Annotated in this window: 20 protein-coding genes and 1 other annotated feature; of the genes, 19 read left to right on the top strand and 1 reads right to left on the bottom strand. The window is 43.8% G+C overall.

The genetic code is table 11. The annotated features are described in order from the left end of the window. Positions 1 to 48 precede the first annotated feature (48 nt). The 15 genes from BSI_RS14270 (at position 49) to rpmA (ending at position 11,765) form a co-directional block, all read left to right on the top strand. Positions 49 to 1,341 (top strand): bifunctional folylpolyglutamate synthase/dihydrofolate synthase, encoded by a 1,293-nt coding sequence (locus BSI_RS14270; RefSeq protein WP_003237583.1) that lies wholly within the window; start codon positions 49 to 51, stop codon positions 1,339 to 1,341. A gap of 141 nt (positions 1,342 to 1,482) precedes the next feature. Next, positions 1,483 to 2,229: a prepilin peptidase gene (locus tag BSI_RS14275; RefSeq protein WP_003237582.1), complete on the top strand. Its 747-nt coding sequence runs from the start codon at positions 1,483 to 1,485 to the stop codon at positions 2,227 to 2,229. Positions 2,230 to 2,362: 133 nt separating this feature from the next. Continuing rightward, complete coding sequence (locus tag BSI_RS14280) at positions 2,363 to 3,361, top strand: SPOR domain-containing protein (RefSeq protein WP_003237580.1); 999 nt, start codon at positions 2,363 to 2,365, stop codon at positions 3,359 to 3,361. Between the two features lie 151 nt (positions 3,362 to 3,512). Continuing rightward, positions 3,513 to 4,082, top strand: a complete 570-nt coding sequence (locus tag BSI_RS14285) for a Maf family nucleotide pyrophosphatase (protein ID WP_003237578.1) — start codon at positions 3,513 to 3,515, stop codon at positions 4,080 to 4,082. 36 nt (positions 4,083 to 4,118) lie between these two features. Next, on the top strand, positions 4,119 to 4,814 hold the full coding sequence (radC, locus tag BSI_RS14290) for a RadC family protein (RefSeq protein ID WP_003237576.1): 696 nt from the start codon (positions 4,119 to 4,121) through the stop codon (positions 4,812 to 4,814). 91 nt (positions 4,815 to 4,905) lie between these two features. Then, the gene (gene mreB, locus BSI_RS14295; RefSeq protein WP_003237574.1) at positions 4,906 to 5,919 is read left to right on the top strand and encodes a cell shape-determining protein MreB; all 1,014 of its coding nucleotides are present in this window, start codon (positions 4,906 to 4,908) and stop codon (positions 5,917 to 5,919) included. 30 nt (positions 5,920 to 5,949) lie between these two features. Then, a complete protein-coding gene (mreC, locus tag BSI_RS14300; protein WP_003237571.1) occupies positions 5,950 to 6,822 on the top strand; it encodes a rod shape-determining protein MreC in 873 nt (290 codons plus the stop codon). Next, the gene (mreD, locus tag BSI_RS14305; protein WP_003237569.1) at positions 6,819 to 7,337 is read left to right on the top strand and encodes a rod shape-determining protein MreD; all 519 of its coding nucleotides are present in this window, start codon (positions 6,819 to 6,821) and stop codon (positions 7,335 to 7,337) included. Before mreC ends, mreD begins: the two co-directional genes overlap by 4 nt. A 52-nt stretch (positions 7,338 to 7,389) precedes the next feature. Then, positions 7,390 to 8,070, top strand: coding sequence for a septum site-determining protein MinC (gene minC, locus BSI_RS14310; RefSeq protein WP_003237567.1), 681 nt, complete (start codon positions 7,390 to 7,392; stop codon positions 8,068 to 8,070). A gap of 1 nt (position 8,071) precedes the next feature. Beyond that, entirely contained in the window at positions 8,072 to 8,878 is an 807-nt protein-coding gene (gene minD, locus BSI_RS14315) for a septum site-determining protein MinD (RefSeq protein ID WP_003237566.1), read from the top strand. Positions 8,879 to 9,018: 140 nt separating this feature from the next. After that, the gene (gene spoIVFA / locus BSI_RS14320; RefSeq protein ID WP_003237565.1) at positions 9,019 to 9,813 is read left to right on the top strand and encodes a stage IV sporulation protein SpoIVFA; all 795 of its coding nucleotides are present in this window, start codon (positions 9,019 to 9,021) and stop codon (positions 9,811 to 9,813) included. Then, on the top strand, positions 9,806 to 10,672 hold the full coding sequence (gene spoIVFB / locus BSI_RS14325; protein WP_003237564.1) for a stage IV sporulation intramembrane metalloprotease SpoIVFB: 867 nt from the start codon (positions 9,806 to 9,808) through the stop codon (positions 10,670 to 10,672). Before spoIVFA ends, spoIVFB begins: the two co-directional genes overlap by 8 nt. Positions 10,673 to 10,729: 57 nt before the next feature. After that, positions 10,730 to 10,805: a sequence feature (ribosomal protein L21 leader region), on the top strand. 13 nt (positions 10,806 to 10,818) lie between these two features. After that, positions 10,819 to 11,127 (top strand): 50S ribosomal protein L21, encoded by a 309-nt coding sequence (gene rplU, locus BSI_RS14330; protein ID WP_003229668.1) that lies wholly within the window; start codon positions 10,819 to 10,821, stop codon positions 11,125 to 11,127. Between the two features lie 2 nt (positions 11,128 to 11,129). After that, entirely contained in the window at positions 11,130 to 11,468 is a 339-nt protein-coding gene (locus BSI_RS14335; protein ID WP_003237563.1) for a ribosomal-processing cysteine protease Prp, read from the top strand. Positions 11,469 to 11,480: 12 nt separating this feature from the next. Continuing rightward, positions 11,481 to 11,765, top strand: a complete 285-nt coding sequence (gene rpmA, locus BSI_RS14340; protein ID WP_003222623.1) for a 50S ribosomal protein L27 — start codon at positions 11,481 to 11,483, stop codon at positions 11,763 to 11,765. 120 nt (positions 11,766 to 11,885) lie between these two features. On the opposite strand, the gene BSI_RS22730 is transcribed toward rpmA, so the two are convergent. Beyond that, the gene (locus BSI_RS22730) at positions 11,886 to 12,008 is read right to left on the bottom strand and encodes a hypothetical protein (protein WP_003229671.1); all 123 of its coding nucleotides are present in this window, start codon (positions 12,006 to 12,008) and stop codon (positions 11,886 to 11,888) included. A 77-nt stretch (positions 12,009 to 12,085) separates the two neighbouring features. Between BSI_RS22730 and spo0B the strand changes: the two genes are divergently transcribed. The 4 genes from spo0B to pheA are packed head-to-tail and all read left to right on the top strand — an operon-like array spanning position 12,086 to position 15,356. Beyond that, positions 12,086 to 12,664, top strand: coding sequence for a sporulation initiation phosphotransferase Sop0B (spo0B, locus tag BSI_RS14345; RefSeq protein ID WP_003237562.1), 579 nt, complete (start codon positions 12,086 to 12,088; stop codon positions 12,662 to 12,664). 33 nt (positions 12,665 to 12,697) lie between these two features. Then, positions 12,698 to 13,984, top strand: coding sequence for a GTPase ObgE (obgE, locus tag BSI_RS14350; RefSeq protein WP_003237561.1), 1,287 nt, complete (start codon positions 12,698 to 12,700; stop codon positions 13,982 to 13,984). Between the two features lie 57 nt (positions 13,985 to 14,041). Further along, positions 14,042 to 14,485, top strand: a complete 444-nt coding sequence (gene thrR, locus BSI_RS14355) for a transcriptional regulator ThrR (protein WP_003222630.1) — start codon at positions 14,042 to 14,044, stop codon at positions 14,483 to 14,485. Positions 14,486 to 14,501: 16 nt separating this feature from the next. Beyond that, a complete protein-coding gene (pheA, locus tag BSI_RS14360; RefSeq protein ID WP_003237560.1) occupies positions 14,502 to 15,356 on the top strand; it encodes a prephenate dehydratase in 855 nt (284 codons plus the stop codon). The last annotated feature ends 12 nt before the right edge of the window (positions 15,357 to 15,368 follow it).

The following is a 15,368-nucleotide window of genomic DNA, read 5'->3' as shown; positions in this document are numbered from 1 at the left end:
GGCGGTTTCTATAGAAACCGCCTTGTCTTATAAAAGAGGGGATTATCATTGTTTACTGCATATGAAGAAGCGCGCAGCTGGATTCACGGGCGGCTGAAATTCGGAGTGAAGCCCGGACTCGGCCGAATGAAGCAGCTGATGGCGCGGTTAGGCCATCCTGAAAAAAAAATCCGCACGTTCCACGTAGCAGGAACAAACGGCAAAGGATCAACTGTCGCTTTTATCCGTTCTATGCTGCAAGAAGCCGGATATTCGGTTGGAACGTTTACGTCACCTTATATCATTACGTTTAATGAACGGATCAGCGTAAACGGGACACCGATTTCAGATGAGGAATGGACAACACTCGTCAATCAGATTAAACCGCACGTTGAAGCATTAGATCAAACGGACTACGGCCAGCCGACAGAATTTGAAATTATGACGGCTTGTGCATTTTTATATTTTGCTGAGTTTCATAAGGTCGACTTTGTTATTTTTGAAACAGGTTTGGGCGGTAGATTCGACTCTACCAATGTGGTTGAACCGCTTTTAACTGTGATCACAAGCATTGGACACGACCATATGAACATTTTGGGAAACACCATTGAAGAAATTGCTGGGGAAAAGGCCGGAATTATTAAAGAAGGTATTCCTATCGTTACAGCTGTTATTCAGCCGGAAGCCCTACAGGTCATTCGTCATGAAGCTGAACGACATGCTGCGCCGTTCCAGTCATTACATGATACATGTGTTATTTTCAATGAAGAGGCTCTGCCTGCCGGAGAACAGTTTTCATTCAAAACGGGCGAGAAGTGTTATGAAGATGTTCGAACATCTCTGATCGGCACCCATCAAAGACAAAATGCGGCTTTGTCCATTTTGGCTGCGGAGTGGCTCAATAGGGAGGATATTGCCCATATCAGTGATGAAGCGCTAAGAAGCGGGCTGGTAAAGGCTGCTTGGCCGGGACGGTTAGAGCTTGTTCAAGAACATCCGCCCGTATACTTAGACGGTGCGCATAACGAAGAAGGCGTTGAAAAGCTGGTGGAAACGATGAAGCAGCGTTTCCCTGACTCCCGCATTTCTGTGGTATTTAGCGCGTTAAAGGACAAACCGTATCACAATATGATTAAGAGATTGGAAACCATAGCGCATGCGATCCATTTTGCTTCTTTTGATTTCCCGCGTGCTTCTCTTGCAAAAGATCTCTATGATGCAAGTGAAATCAGCAATAAAAGCTGGAATGAGGACCCGGACAATGTGATTGAATTCATAGAAAGCAAAAAGGGCTCAAATGAAATTGTGCTCATTACCGGATCGCTTTATTTTATTTCTGAAATCCGCAAAAGGTTGCAATAAAGGCATCCACCCGGCAGTATCGAAAATGAGATTCTGCCGGGGTTTTTTATGTGTAAAATTGAATATTCCCGATTAGAGTTCAGGCCGCTCACTCTGCTACAATCCATACCAGAATCTACAGTGAGTAAAGGTGTGTTGTCTATGCTTCCCATTCTCTTTATCCTCGGGCTTATCCTTGGTTCATTTTATTATACGGCCGGGTGCCGTATCCCCTTACATATATCCATTATCACGCCCCGTTCGGCATGCTCGTTTTGCCGGCGGACATTAACCCCGGCAGAATTAATCCCCATCCTGTCATTCCTTTTCCAAATAGGCAAATGTAAAAGCTGCGGGCACAGAATTTCTTTTATGTATCCTGTGGCAGAGCTTGTGACAGCGTGTTTATTTGCGGCAGCAGGAATACGCTTTGGCCCGTCTCCGGAACTGTTTCCCGCTCTCGTGTTTATCTCTCTTCTCATCATCGTTGCAGTGACAGATATTCATTTTATGCTGATACCAAATCGGATATTAATTTTCTTTGTTCCCGTTCTGGCCGCTGCAAGATTGATTTCTCCGCTTGATTCCTGGTATGCCGGCCTGTTAGGTGCGGCCGCCGGATTTCTATTCCTGGCCTTAATTGCCGCAATCACCCATGGGGGAATAGGGGGAGGAGATATTAAATTATTTGCGGTGATTGGCTTTGTACTTGGTGTGAAAATGATGGCAGCTGCCTTTTTCTTTTCTGTTTTGATAGGTGCATTGTATGGAGCGGCAGCTGTCCTGACTGGAAGACTCGCCAAAAGACAGCCGCTTCCCTTTGCCCCCGCAATTGCTGCAGGGAGCATTTTAGCTTATTTATACGGTGACTCTATCATTTCTTTTTATATCAAAATGGCATTGGGCTGACTGCTGAAAAATTTGACGAACGTTTTTTGGACAAGACGACAAAAGTCTTGTTCTTTTTTTTTTCGCCTGTGCTAAAGTGTGTAGCATGAAAAGCCGACAAGAACGGTCAAGCAAATGAAGGGAGGAAGCGGAATTGAAAAAAAGAAAGAATAAAAAAAACAGTAAAGCCGCAGAAAAAGCCCTCAAGGTGACGATTAATGGAAAAGAAGAGACGGTTTACGAACAGGAGACGCCTGAGACTGAGACGGAAAAAAGCATGACATTTTCAAATTGGGAGGAAAAGAGAAAGGCAGAGCAAGAGGTTGCGGCATCCCATGAACATCCTGATGAAGATGAATTTAACTGGGATTCCGAGGAGGACAAGGTGTTTAAAGAGGATCCAAAAGTTGTTCCGTCCTATCAAAAGAAAAAAACAAAGCTGTATTCAAAAGGAAAGTCCGGGGCGGCCAAGCCGGTAAAAAAAGTGGCGGCGACGATTGCCTTTGCGGCCGTCATAGGCACTGGATTAGGGTTATTCGCGTTAAACATCTCGGGCAATAAAGAAGCGTCGGCACCGGCCTCTTTAGATGATTCTCTAGGAAGCCAAACAGCAAAAGCCGGAGATACTTCTGCTGAAAAACAAAGCTCAGGTACAGAAAAACAAGCGGCACAAACTGAAGGTACATATAAAACGTACGCTGTACAAGCCGGAAAATTCTCAAATGAAAAGGGTGCCGAAACGTTAACTGAACAACTGACCGCAAAAGGCTACTCCGCCGTGTCACTGTCAAAGGATGACGGGTATACGTACGTCATCGCAGGCTTAGCCGGTGATAAGGAAGTGTCACAGCAGTTAGGACAGCTTTTGATCGACAGCGATTTTGAAGCTTGGGGAGGCAAGGAGCTTTCCTTATCAATAGAGTCAGATATGACAGATTCGTTCAAGGAAACAGCGGAGCTTGCAGCAAAGGCGATTCTTGGTGAAGACATTACAAAAGCGAGTGTAGAGAAAATAGAAAAGTCGCTTGGCAAAACAGAAGCGTCTGAAGGAGGAGAGAAAAAAGCGATTTTGCAGGCATTAAAAGAATTAGAGGACCCAAGTGCTGAAGCCGGGTGGAAGGCTCAGCAGGAGCTGTTAGCCGTCATTAAATAAGAGAAAATGCCTGAGCCTTCGTCCTTTAGTGACAGGCTTTTTTTATTTTGTCATGAAAAAGTTATTTTTCTGAAATTGTGACAAGCCTCGTGATTTGGTAGGATAAACGAGTATCTTTTTTTCTTAAGCAAACCCTGAAAGGATGACAAACATGACAAAGCCGCTAATACTTGCATCACAATCTCCGCGCAGGAAAGAACTCCTCGATCTTCTCCAGCTGCCCTACTCCATTATTGTCAGTGAAGTAGAGGAAAAATTAAATCGAAACTTTTCACCTGAAGAAAACGTCCAATGGTTGGCAAAACAAAAAGCTAAGGCTGTAGCTGATCTCCATCCGCATGCAATCGTTATCGGCGCTGATACAATGGTATGCCTGGACGGCGAATGTCTCGGCAAACCGCAAGATCAAGAAGAAGCCGCTTCTATGCTGCGGAGGCTTTCAGGCCGAAGTCATTCAGTGATAACTGCGGTCAGCATACAAGCCGAAAATCACAGCGAAACTTTTTATGATAAGACAGAAGTTACGTTTTGGCCCCTCAGTGAAGAAGAGATTTGGACTTATATTGAAACAAAAGAGCCGATGGATAAAGCAGGTGCATACGGCATCCAAGGAAGAGGCGCGCTTTTTGTAAAGAAAATAGACGGAGATTATTATTCAGTCATGGGCCTTCCTATATCAAAAACGATGAGAGCTCTTCGCCATTTTGATATGAAGGGATGACAGTTCTATAAACGGGAAGGGAAAGAAAAGGAGTGCTTGATCATACACGATCTGCCATTAAAACTCAGAGATTTCCCAACGAAAGAAAAGCCAAGAGAACGGCTTCTGAAAGTCGGAGCCGAGAACTTAGCGAATCATGAACTTTTGGCTATATTATTGCGGACAGGCACTAAACACGAATCTGTTATGGACCTGTCAAACCGGCTGCTGCGCTCTTTTGACGGGCTGCGTCTGCTGAAAGAAGCGTCAGTTGAAGAGCTGTCAAGCATTCCGGGAATCGGTATGGTAAAAGCGGTCCAAATACTGGCGGCAGTTGAGCTTGGAAGCCGGATTCATAAATTAGCCAACGAAGAACATTTCGTCATTCGCTCCCCGGAAGACGGCGCAAATCTTGTCATGGAGGATATGCGCTTTTTAACCCAGGAGCATTTTGTCTGTTTATACTTAAATACAAAAAACCAAGTCATCCATAAACGCACCGTATTTATCGGAAGCCTGAATTCATCTATTGTCCACCCTCGGGAGGTGTTTAAAGAAGCGTTTAAACGATCTGCCGCTTCCTTTATCTGTGTTCACAATCATCCTTCTGGAGATCCGACGCCGAGCAGGGAAGATATTGAAGTGACAAGACGGCTGTTTGAATGCGGAAACCTGATTGGCATCGAGCTTCTTGACCATTTGGTGATCGGGGACAAAAAATTTGTGAGTTTAAAGGAAAAAGGATATTTGTAACACTTTTTTTTTCGTCGAATTAAGCTATAATAGAGTTTATGAGTTTTTCCCTTTAGGGTATTTTTGCTTTAAGAAAGGAAGATACATACATATGTTTGGAATTGGTACAAGAGACCTTGGTATAGATCTTGGAACTGCGAATACGCTTGTTTTTGTAAAAGGAAAAGGAATTGTTGTCAGAGAGCCTTCAGTTGTCGCTTTGCAAACGGATACGAAGTCGATTGTTGCTGTCGGAAATGATGCGAAAAATATGATCGGACGGACACCTGGCAACGTGGTAGCTCTTCGCCCGATGAAAGACGGCGTTATCGCTGATTATGAAACAACGGCTACGATGATGAAATATTACATCAATCAAGCTATAAAAAATAAAGGCATGTTTGCCAGAAAACCATATGTGATGGTTTGTGTTCCATCAGGCATTACAGCTGTTGAGGAACGCGCTGTCATCGATGCGACAAGACAGGCGGGAGCGCGTGATGCGTATCCGATTGAGGAGCCGTTTGCCGCAGCAATCGGAGCCAATCTGCCAGTTTGGGAACCGACTGGAAGCATGGTTGTTGATATCGGGGGCGGTACGACAGAGGTTGCAATTATTTCCCTCGGAGGCATTGTAACGTCTCAATCGATCCGTGTAGCCGGTGATGAGATGGATGATGCAATTATCAACTACATCAGAAAAACGTACAATCTGATGATTGGTGACCGTACGGCTGAAGCGATTAAAATGGAGATCGGATCTGCAGAAGCTCCTGAAGAATCCGATAATATGGAAATCCGCGGACGCGATTTACTGACAGGTCTGCCGAAAACAATCGAAATTACAGGAAAAGAAATTTCTAATGCTCTGCGTGACACTGTATCTACAATTGTTGAAGCAGTGAAGAGCACACTTGAAAAAACACCGCCTGAGCTAGCAGCTGATATTATGGACAGAGGTATTGTGTTAACCGGCGGCGGAGCGCTTCTTCGCAATTTGGATAAAGTCATCAGCGAAGAAACAAAAATGCCGGTCCTTATCGCCGAAGACCCGCTTGATTGTGTAGCGATCGGAACAGGGAAAGCACTGGAGCACATCCATCTTTTCAAAGGAAAAACTAGATAATCGGGAGTTCAATAGAAGAGGTGTAACACGATGCCGAATAAACGGTTAATGCTATTACTTCTGTGTATTATCATATTGGTGGCTATGATTGGATTTTCGCTGAAGGGCGGCCGCAATACCACCTGGCCTGAGAAAGTGATCGGCGATACGACGGGAGTATTTCAAAATATTTTTCATACGCCTGCCGAATTTTTTGCAGGGATATTTGAGAACATTGATGATTTAAAAAACACATACAAAGAAAACGAGCGTCTGAGAGAGAAACTGGACGGACAGACACAATATGAAGCCAAGCTTCAAGAACTTGAAGAAGAAAACAAATCCTTGCGTGACGAGCTTGGCCATGTCAAATCGATTAAAGATTACAAGCCAATTTTAGCGACGGTTATTGCCAGAAGCCCTGATAATTGGGCGAAACAGGTCACGATTAATAAAGGGTCTCAGCAAAATGTAGCGAAGGATATGGCTGTTACAAACGAAAAAGGCGCATTAATCGGCAAGATCAAAAGTTCCGGACTTAACAATTTTACGTCTACGGTTCAGCTTTTAAGCGATACTGATCGCAATAACAGAGTCGCGACGAAAATATCCGGAAAAAAAGGCAGCAAAGGCTACGGCCTGATCGAAGGATATGACAAAGACAAAAAACGTCTTAAGATGACCATTATTGAGCGCAAGGATAAACAAGACGTGAAAAAAGGCGATCTTATTGAAACATCAGGCACAGGCGGCGTTTTCCCAGAGGGGCTGACAATCGGTGAAGTGACTGATATCGAGTCAGATTCCTATGGATTAACAAAAGTTGCTTATGTAAAACCTGCGGCTGACCTTACCGATTTAAATAATGTGATTGTTGTTAATCGGGATGTGCCGACTGTCGATACAGAGGAGGAAGGATCGTGAAGCGTTTCCTTCTCCCTTTCGTTATGATGCTTGTTTTTTCTGCGGAAAGCATTTTTACAGATCTGGTGCATTTTCCGTTCGTTACAGATGATCAGGTGCTCGTCCCGCGTTTTCTGATGCTTGTACTGATATTTATGTCGGCTTTCATCAACCAAAAACACGCGATGATTTACGGCTTTATTTTTGGTCTTCTATATGACATGAATTATACAAGTCTATTAGGCGTTTATATGTTTGGTTTTGCCGGGTTATGCTATTTGGCTTCAAAAGCGTTTAAAGTGCTGCATACAAACGCATTTGTGGTGATATTGATAGCTGTTCTCGCTGTCTGCCTGCTCGAATTTTACGTATTCGGCATTCAGTCTTTGATTCATAAAGACATCATGACGTTTAACGGATTTGTACTTGACCGGTTTATACCGACAATTTTATTAAATATTGCAGCCGCTCTTATTCTGGTTCTGCCATTTAGATTATTTTTTATGAGTCTAAAGAAAGAATTGAGAGAAGAGTAAAAAGGATTTTATCTTTTTTTGACGAAATGAGTATGTTGTTGAGGTGAATATTGTGAAGACCAAAAAGCAGCAATATGTAACAATAAAAGGAACAAAGAATGGGTTAACATTGCATCTGGATGATGCGTGTTCTTTTGATGAGCTTCTCGATGGTCTTCAGAATATGCTGTCAATTGAACAATATACGGATGGAAAAGGCCAGAAAATCAGCGTCCATGTTAAGCTGGGAAATCGCTTTTTATATAAGGAGCAAGAGGAACAGCTGACAGAATTGATTGCGTCAAAGAAAGATTTGTTTGTTCATTCTATTGACAGTGAAGTCATTACTAAAAAAGAAGCACAGCGTATGAAAGAGGAAGCTGAAATTATTTCTGTCTCAAAAATTGTCCGTTCAGGCCAAGTGCTGCAGGTGAAAGGCGACTTGCTCCTGATCGGTGATGTGAATCCCGGCGGAACAGTCAGGGCCGGAGGGAACATTTTTGTTCTGGGCTCACTTAAAGGAATCGCGCACGCCGGATTTAACGGAAATAATCAAGCGGTCATCGCCGCCTCTGAAATGCTGCCGACACAATTAAGAATCAATCACGTGTTAAATCGCTCCCCAGACCACATTCAAAAAGGGAACGAAATGGAATGTGCTTATTTAGATACAGACGGAAATATGGTCATTGAACGCCTTCAACATTTGGCTCATTTAAGACCTGATCTAACAAGGCTTGAGGGAGGAATGTGAATTGGGTGAGGCTATCGTAATAACTTCGGGAAAAGGCGGAGTAGGTAAAACAACAACATCTGCGAACCTCGGTACCGCCTTAGCCATTTTAGGGAAGCGTGTATGCTTAGTAGATACTGATATAGGGCTGCGCAACCTTGATGTTGTAATGGGTCTTGAAAATAGAATTATTTACGATCTTGTAGACGTTGTAGAGGGCAGATGCAAAATGCATCAGGCGCTCGTAAAAGACAAACGTTTCGATGATCTGCTCTATTTAATGCCCGCTGCTCAAACGAGCGATAAGACAGCTGTTGCTCCTGAACAAATTAAAAATATGGTCCAAGAGCTTAAACAGGAATATGACTATGTCATCATAGACTGTCCTGCCGGAATTGAGCAAGGATACAAAAATGCCGTTTCCGGAGCAGATAAAGCGATTGTGGTCACAACGCCTGAAATCTCAGCTGTTCGTGATGCTGACCGTATTATAGGGCTGCTGGAGCAAGAGGAAAATATTGAATCGCCGCGGCTCGTTGTAAACAGAATCAGAAATCATTTGATGAAAAACGGTGACACGATGGATATCGACGAAATCGTACAGCATTTGTCGATCGATTTGCTCGGAATTGTGGCTGATGATGATGAAGTCATTAAAGCTTCCAACCACGGCGAACCGATTGCGATGGACCCGAAAAACCGCGCTTCCATTGCATACCGCAATATTGCCCGCCGCATCTTAGGCGAATCTGTTCCTTTGCAGGTGCTTGAAGAGCAAAACAAAGGAATGATGGCTAAGATTAAATCATTTTTCGGAGTAAGATCTTAATGTAATAGAATCAAAGAGAAGAATCTGACAAAGCAAATGCTGTGTCAGGTTTTTTTGTTTTTGTCTGCTTTGAGTAACGAATATTTGCCGTGGACAAGACATATGATGTACAAACCCAACGAATGCAAAGGATGATGGCAATGAGTCACAGAGCAGATGAAATCAGAAAACGATTAGAGAAAAGAAGAAAACAGCTTTCCGGCTCGAAACGTTTCTCTACTCAGACAGTTTCTGAAAAGCAGAAACCCCCGTCCTGGGTGATGGTCACGGATCAAGAAAAGCATGGAACTCTTCCTGTCTATGAAGATAACATTTCAACATTTAATGGAAAACACCCTCTGGTTAAAACAGATTCAATTATCCTGAAATGTCTTCTGTCGGCCTGCCTTGTTCTCGTATCCGCCATAGCCTATAGAACAAACATTGGGCCCGTCAGCCAGATTAAACCCATTGTTGCCAAAACCTTCGAAATTGAATTTCAATTTGCCTCAGCAAGCCATTGGTTTGAAACGAAATTTGGCAATCCGCTCGCTTTTCTGGCTCCTGAACATAAAAATAAGGAACAGCAGGTCGAAGTGGGCCAAGACCTGGTCGCGCCTGCATCCGGGAAAGTGCAGCAGGATTTTCAGGACAACGGGGAAGGGATTAAAGTCGAAACAAGCAGCGATACAATTGATAGTATAAAGGAAGGCTATGTAGTTGAAGTCAGCAAAGACAGCCAGACGGGACTGACAGTTAAGGTGCAGCATGCTGACAACACCTATAGTATTTATGGCGAGCTCAAAGAGGTCGATGTTGCTTTATATGATTTTGTAGATAAAGGCAAAAAGCTCGGTTCGATTAAACTTGATGATCATAATAAAGGGGTCTATTATTTTGCCATGAAAGACGGCGATAAATTTATTGATCCGATTCAGGTGATTTCATTTGAATAAATGGATCGACCTTATCTTGAAGATTCATGTGCATCCTTTTCTTTGGATTATCGCGGCGCTGGGACTGCTCACAGGCCATATGAAAGCATTATTATGTCTGCTCCTGATTGTACTGGTCCATGAGCTGGGGCATGCTGCTCTGGCCGTGTTTTTTTCTTGGAGAATCAAGCGTGTTTTTTTGCTGCCGTTTGGTGGAACGGTTGAAGTGGAAGAGCACGGGAATCGGCCGTTAAAGGAAGAGTTTGCGGTGATTATTGCCGGCCCTCTTCAGCATATCTGGCTTCAGCTTGCTGCCTGGATGCTTGCAGAATTCTCAGTGCTTCATCAGCATACCTTTGAACTCTTCACCTTTTATAACCTTTCTATTTTATTTGTGAATCTGCTGCCAATCTGGCCGCTTGACGGCGGAAAACTGTTATTTTTGTTGTTTTCCAAGCAGCTGCCTTTTCAAAAGGCTCACCGGCTCAATTTAAAAACGTCGCTCTGCTTCTGCCTGTTGCTCGGGTGTTGGGTTTTATTTGTGATTCCTCTGCAAATCAGCGCATGGGTTTTGTTTGTCTTTCTGGCTGTTTCTTTGTTTGAGGAATACAGGCAAAGGCACTATATCCATGTGAGATTTCTCCTTGAAAGGTATTACGGAAAAAACCGTGAGCTTGAAAAGCTGCTGCCGCTGACTGTAAAGGCAGAGGACAAAGTCTATCATGTGATGGCCGAGTTCAAACGCGGCTGTAAACATCCTATTATTATAGAGAAATCAGGACAGAAACTCAGCCAGCTTGACGAGAATGAAGTGCTGCACGCTTACTTTGCCGATAAGCGGACGAATTCCTCTATGGAGGAACTGCTGCTGCCTTACTAAAATCAATTGACAAACGTCTTGTATTTTGGTATATTTTTTAATGTTATGGATGTAGCACCATTGCTACAACCGCTCAGTACAGGTGTTAAGAGCTTTTACAGCCCCCTGGTGTCTGGCGAGTCTTAGTCTAATAGGAGGTGCAGAGAATGTACGCAATCATTAAAACAGGCGGAAAACAAATCAAAGTTGAAGAAGGCCAAACTGTTTACATCGAAAAACTTGCTGCTGAAGCAGGTGAAACAGTTACTTTTGAAGACGTTTTGTTTGTTGGCGGAGACAACGTGAAAGTCGGCAACCCTACAGTTGAAGGCGCAACAGTAACGGCTAAAGTTGAAAAACAAGGCCGCGCGAAAAAAATCACTGTTTTCAGATACAAACCAAAGAAAAACGTTCATAAAAAACAAGGTCATCGTCAGCCTTACACTAAAGTGACGATCGAAAAAATCAACGCGTAAGCATGATTCAGGCAACAGTCAGAAGGTCTCATGATAAAGGCATATTGTCTTTTGAAATGACGGGCCATGCGAATTTTGCTGAACATGGACAAGATCTTGTTTGTGCCGGAGTGACAGCTGTTGTGTTTGGAGCCGTTAACGCGGTCATTGTGCTCGCGGGTTTCGAGCCGCTTCTTGATATAGGGGAGGACGGGGGTTATTTTTACTTTGAATTCCCTGAATCTCTTGATCCAGAGGCGCGCCAAAAAGCTCAGCTGCTGATTGAAGGCATGATTGTTTCGCTGGATACAATCGAACGGGATTACAAAGATAACTTGCGTGTGACCACAAACATAATATAGGAGGTGAGCTACATGCTTAGATTAGATCTTCAGTTTTTCGCTTCTAAAAAAGGAGTAGGTTCTACAAAGAACGGACGTGACTCTGAGGCTAAACGTTTAGGTGCTAAACGTGCTGACGGTCAATTCGTAACAGGCGGTTCTATCCTTTACCGTCAACGCGGAACAAAAATTTACCCAGGTGAAAACGTGGGCCGCGGCGGAGATGACACTCTATTTGCGAAAATCGACGGAACTGTTAAATTCGAACGTTTCGGCCGTGACCGCAAAAAAGTGAGCGTATATCCTGTAGCTCAATAATGATTCAAAAAACTCCGGTCGATGATGACTGGAGTTTTTTTTGCAATATGCGGAGTAAACACCTAGAATGAAATGCAGAGTATGTGCGAGCAGACCCCGCCAAGAATGAGAATAAACGTCTCAAACCCACTGGATATGTTCCCCAAGCAGTAATACATAAAATGTTCTGCCTGGCTGCAAATCAACCAAAGCCAGAAAAAAGGAACATGATATTTCTGGGAAAAACAATTGTTTTTCTAACAAAGCCTTCTCTGTTATAATTCATAATACACACTTATACAGACTCCTAAATAAGAAATTAAATGATTGGGAGTGCGAAAATGAAGGATGTTTCAAAAAATCAAGAAGAAAATATAAGCGACACGGCATTAACAAACGAACTGATTCATCTGCTCGGCCATTCCCGGCATGATTGGATGAATAAGCTACAGCTGATTAAAGGAAACTTAAGCTTGCAGAAGTATGACCGCGTCTTTGAAATGATTGAAGAAATGGTTATAGACGCAAAGCACGAATCAAAGCTCTCAAACCTGAAAACACCGCATTTGGCGTTCGACTTTCTTACATTTAATTGGAAAACCCATTATATGACGCTTGAATATGAAGTTCTTGGAGAAATTAAGGATTTGTCGGCTTATGATCAAAAGCTGGCGAAACTGATGAGAAAGCTGTTTTATCTGTTTGATCAAGCAGTCAGCAGAGAGAGCGAAAATCATTTAACGGTTTCGCTTCAAACGGATCATCCTGACATGCAGCTGATTCTGTACCTTGATTTTCACGGCGCTTTTGCCGATCCATCTGCTTTTGATGATATTCAGCAAAATGGATATGAGGACGTTGATATCATGCGTTTTGAGATCACAAGTCACGAATGTCTGATTGAAATTGGGTTGGACTAGCGGAGTTTTTAACGGTTTAGAACGGAGGACATTATGTTTGTAGATCAGGTCAAAGTATATGTAAAAGGTGGCGACGGCGGCAACGGGATGGTTGCGTTTCGCCGTGAAAAATATGTGCCGAAAGGCGGCCCTGCCGGCGGTGACGGAGGAAAGGGAGGAGACGTCGTTTTTGAAGTGGATGAAGGTCTCCGCACCCTGATGGATTTTAGATACAAAAAACACTTTAAAGCGATTCGCGGGGAGCATGGCATGTCCAAAAACCAGCATGGGCGAAATGCTGATGATATGGTCATTAAAGTTCCGCCAGGCACCGTTGTGACAGACGATGATACAAAGCAGGTCATCGCTGATTTAACAGAGCATGGACAGCAGGCTGTCATTGCAAGGGGCGGAAGAGGCGGAAGAGGGAATTCCCGCTTTGCTACACCGGCTAATCCCGCGCCTCAGCTTTCAGAAAACGGCGAGCCGGGAAAAGAACGCTACGTTGTTCTTGAATTAAAAGTGCTTGCGGATGTCGGACTTGTTGGATTCCCGAGTGTTGGAAAATCCACTTTGCTGTCTGTTGTCTCATCTGCAAAACCGAAAATTGCGGACTATCACTTTACAACGCTTGTCCCAAATCTCGGCATGGTTGAAACGGATGACGGACGCAGCTTTGTCATGGCTGATTTGCCGGGACTGATTGAAGGCGCACACCAAGGGGTCGGACTTGGCCACCAGTTTTTGCGCCATATTGAACGGACACGGGTTATCGTTCACGTCATTGACATGTCCGGTTTGGAAGGCCGCGATCCGTATGAGGATTACGTCACGATTAACCAGGAGCTGAGCGAGTACAATCTGCGTCTCACTGAGCGTCCGCAAATTATCGTTGCCAATAAAATGGACATGCCGCAGGCTGCGGAAAATCTTGAAGCCTTTAAAGAAAAGCTGACGGATGATTACCCGGTATTCCCGGTCAGTGCGGTGACAAGAGAAGGCCTTCGTGAGCTTCTGTTTGAAGTCGCCAATCAGCTGGAGAACACGCCGGAATTCCCGCTGTATGACGAAGAAGAGCTTACACAAAACCGTGTCATGTACACGATGGAGAATGAAGAAGTGCCGTTTAACATTACACGCGATCCGGACGGTGTATTTGTACTTTCAGGAGACAGTCTTGAGCGGTTATTCAAGATGACTGATTTCTCGCGTGATGAATCGGTTAAACGGTTTGCAAGACAGATGCGCGGAATGGGTGTTGATGAAGCGCTCAGAGAACGCGGAGCCAAGGATGGAGATATTATCAGGCTTCTGGAATTCGAATTTGAATTTATTGATTAATGATGGCTGAGAGGAGAGCCTGGATGTCAGGCTCTCTATTTTAAAGGGGGGATGCAAATGAAAGAGGAGACATTTTATCTTGTCCGTGAAGATGTATTGCCCGATGCGATGAGAAAAACATTGGAAGTCAAAAAGCTGCTTGATCGAAAAAAAGCAGATTCAGTGGCAGATGCCGTTCAAAAGGTGGATTTAAGCAGAAGTGCGTTTTATAAATACAGAGATGCTGTTTTTCCGTTCTACACTATGGTTAAAGAACAAATTATCACACTCTTCTTTCATTTGGAGGATAGATCAGGTGCACTATCTCAGCTCCTGCAGGCGGTAGCTGATTCTGGAAGCAACGTTCTTTCCATTCACCAGACCATCCCGCTTCAGGGCAGAGCAAATGTGACACTGTCGATCAGTACGTCTGCAATGGAAGAGGACATTCATACATTAATGAATAAGCTCAGGAAGTTTGATTTTGTAGAAAAGGTTGAAATATTAGGTTCAGGTGCATAAGGGAGAGAAGATCGTCATGAAAGTCGGTTATTTAGGTCCAGCAGCTACATTCACACATCTAGCAGTCAGTTCTTGTTTTCAAAACGGCGCCGAACATGTTGCTTACCGCACCATACCGGAGTGTATAGATGCGGCAGTTGCAGGCGAAGTTGATTTCGCTTTTGTTCCTTTAGAGAATGCATTAGAAGGATCAGTAAATTTAACGATAGACTATTTAATACATGAGCAGCCCTTGCCAATCGTGGGTGAAATGACATTGCCGATTCATCAGCACTTGCTTGTCCATCCTTCCAGAGAGAGTGCATGGAAAGAGCTCGACAAAATTTATTCACACTCACATGCGATTGCGCAATGCCATAAATTTCTCCATCGTCATTTTCCTTCCGTTCCATATGAATACGCCAACTCAACTGGGGCGGCAGCAGAATTTGTCAGTGACCATCCTGAGCTGAATATCGGGGTCATTGCCAATGAAATGGCAGCTTCTACATACGAATTAAAAATCGTGAAACGAGATATACAGGATTATAGGGACAATCATACGAGATTTGTGATCCTGTCTCCTGATGAAAACATATCATTTGAAGTGAATTCAAAATTGAGCTCAAGGCCCAAAACGACCCTGATGGTGATGCTTCCGGATGATCAATCCGGGGCGCTGCACAGAGTGCTGTCTGCTTTTTCTTGGAGAAACTTAAACTTGTCAAAGATTGAATCACGTCCGACTAAAACCGGACTGGGCCATTATTTCTTTATTATTGATATTGAGAAAGCGTTTGATGAGGTATTGATTCCAGGTGCCATGCAGGAGCTCGAAGCGCTCGGCTGCAAAGTGAAGCTTCTTGGTGCATATCAGTCCTACCAATTATAAAAAAAGCCCAAT

It is taken from the genome of Bacillus inaquosorum KCTC 13429 (assembly GCF_000332645.1).
Classification (GTDB): Bacteria; Bacillota; Bacilli; order Bacillales; family Bacillaceae; genus Bacillus; species Bacillus inaquosorum.
The sequence above is the reverse complement of the archived record's forward strand: the minus strand, read 5'-3'. Positions and strand labels throughout refer to the sequence as shown.

What these genes read in the sequence shown, in the direction of transcription:
- BSI_RS14275 (WP_003237582.1), top strand. Translation starts at nt 1,483, where the DNA reads ATGCTTCCCATTCTCTTTATCCTCGGGCTTATCCTTGGTTCATTTTAT.
- BSI_RS14285 (WP_003237578.1), top strand. Translation starts at nt 3,513, where the DNA reads ATGACAAAGCCGCTAATACTTGCATCACAATCTCCGCGCAGGAAAGAA.
- mreB (WP_003237574.1), top strand. Translation starts at nt 4,906, where the DNA reads ATGTTTGGAATTGGTACAAGAGACCTTGGTATAGATCTTGGAACTGCG.
- mreC (WP_003237571.1), top strand. Translation starts at nt 5,950, where the DNA reads ATGCCGAATAAACGGTTAATGCTATTACTTCTGTGTATTATCATATTG.
- spoIVFA (WP_003237565.1), top strand. Translation starts at nt 9,019, where the DNA reads ATGAGTCACAGAGCAGATGAAATCAGAAAACGATTAGAGAAAAGAAGA.
- rplU (WP_003229668.1), top strand. Translation starts at nt 10,819, where the DNA reads ATGTACGCAATCATTAAAACAGGCGGAAAACAAATCAAAGTTGAAGAA.
- BSI_RS14335 (WP_003237563.1), top strand. Translation starts at nt 11,130, where the DNA reads ATGATTCAGGCAACAGTCAGAAGGTCTCATGATAAAGGCATATTGTCT.
- rpmA (WP_003222623.1), top strand. Translation starts at nt 11,481, where the DNA reads ATGCTTAGATTAGATCTTCAGTTTTTCGCTTCTAAAAAAGGAGTAGGT.
- spo0B (WP_003237562.1), top strand. Translation starts at nt 12,086, where the DNA reads ATGAAGGATGTTTCAAAAAATCAAGAAGAAAATATAAGCGACACGGCA.
- obgE (WP_003237561.1), top strand. Translation starts at nt 12,698, where the DNA reads ATGTTTGTAGATCAGGTCAAAGTATATGTAAAAGGTGGCGACGGCGGC.
- thrR (WP_003222630.1), top strand. Translation starts at nt 14,042, where the DNA reads ATGAAAGAGGAGACATTTTATCTTGTCCGTGAAGATGTATTGCCCGAT.
- pheA (WP_003237560.1), top strand. Translation starts at nt 14,502, where the DNA reads ATGAAAGTCGGTTATTTAGGTCCAGCAGCTACATTCACACATCTAGCA.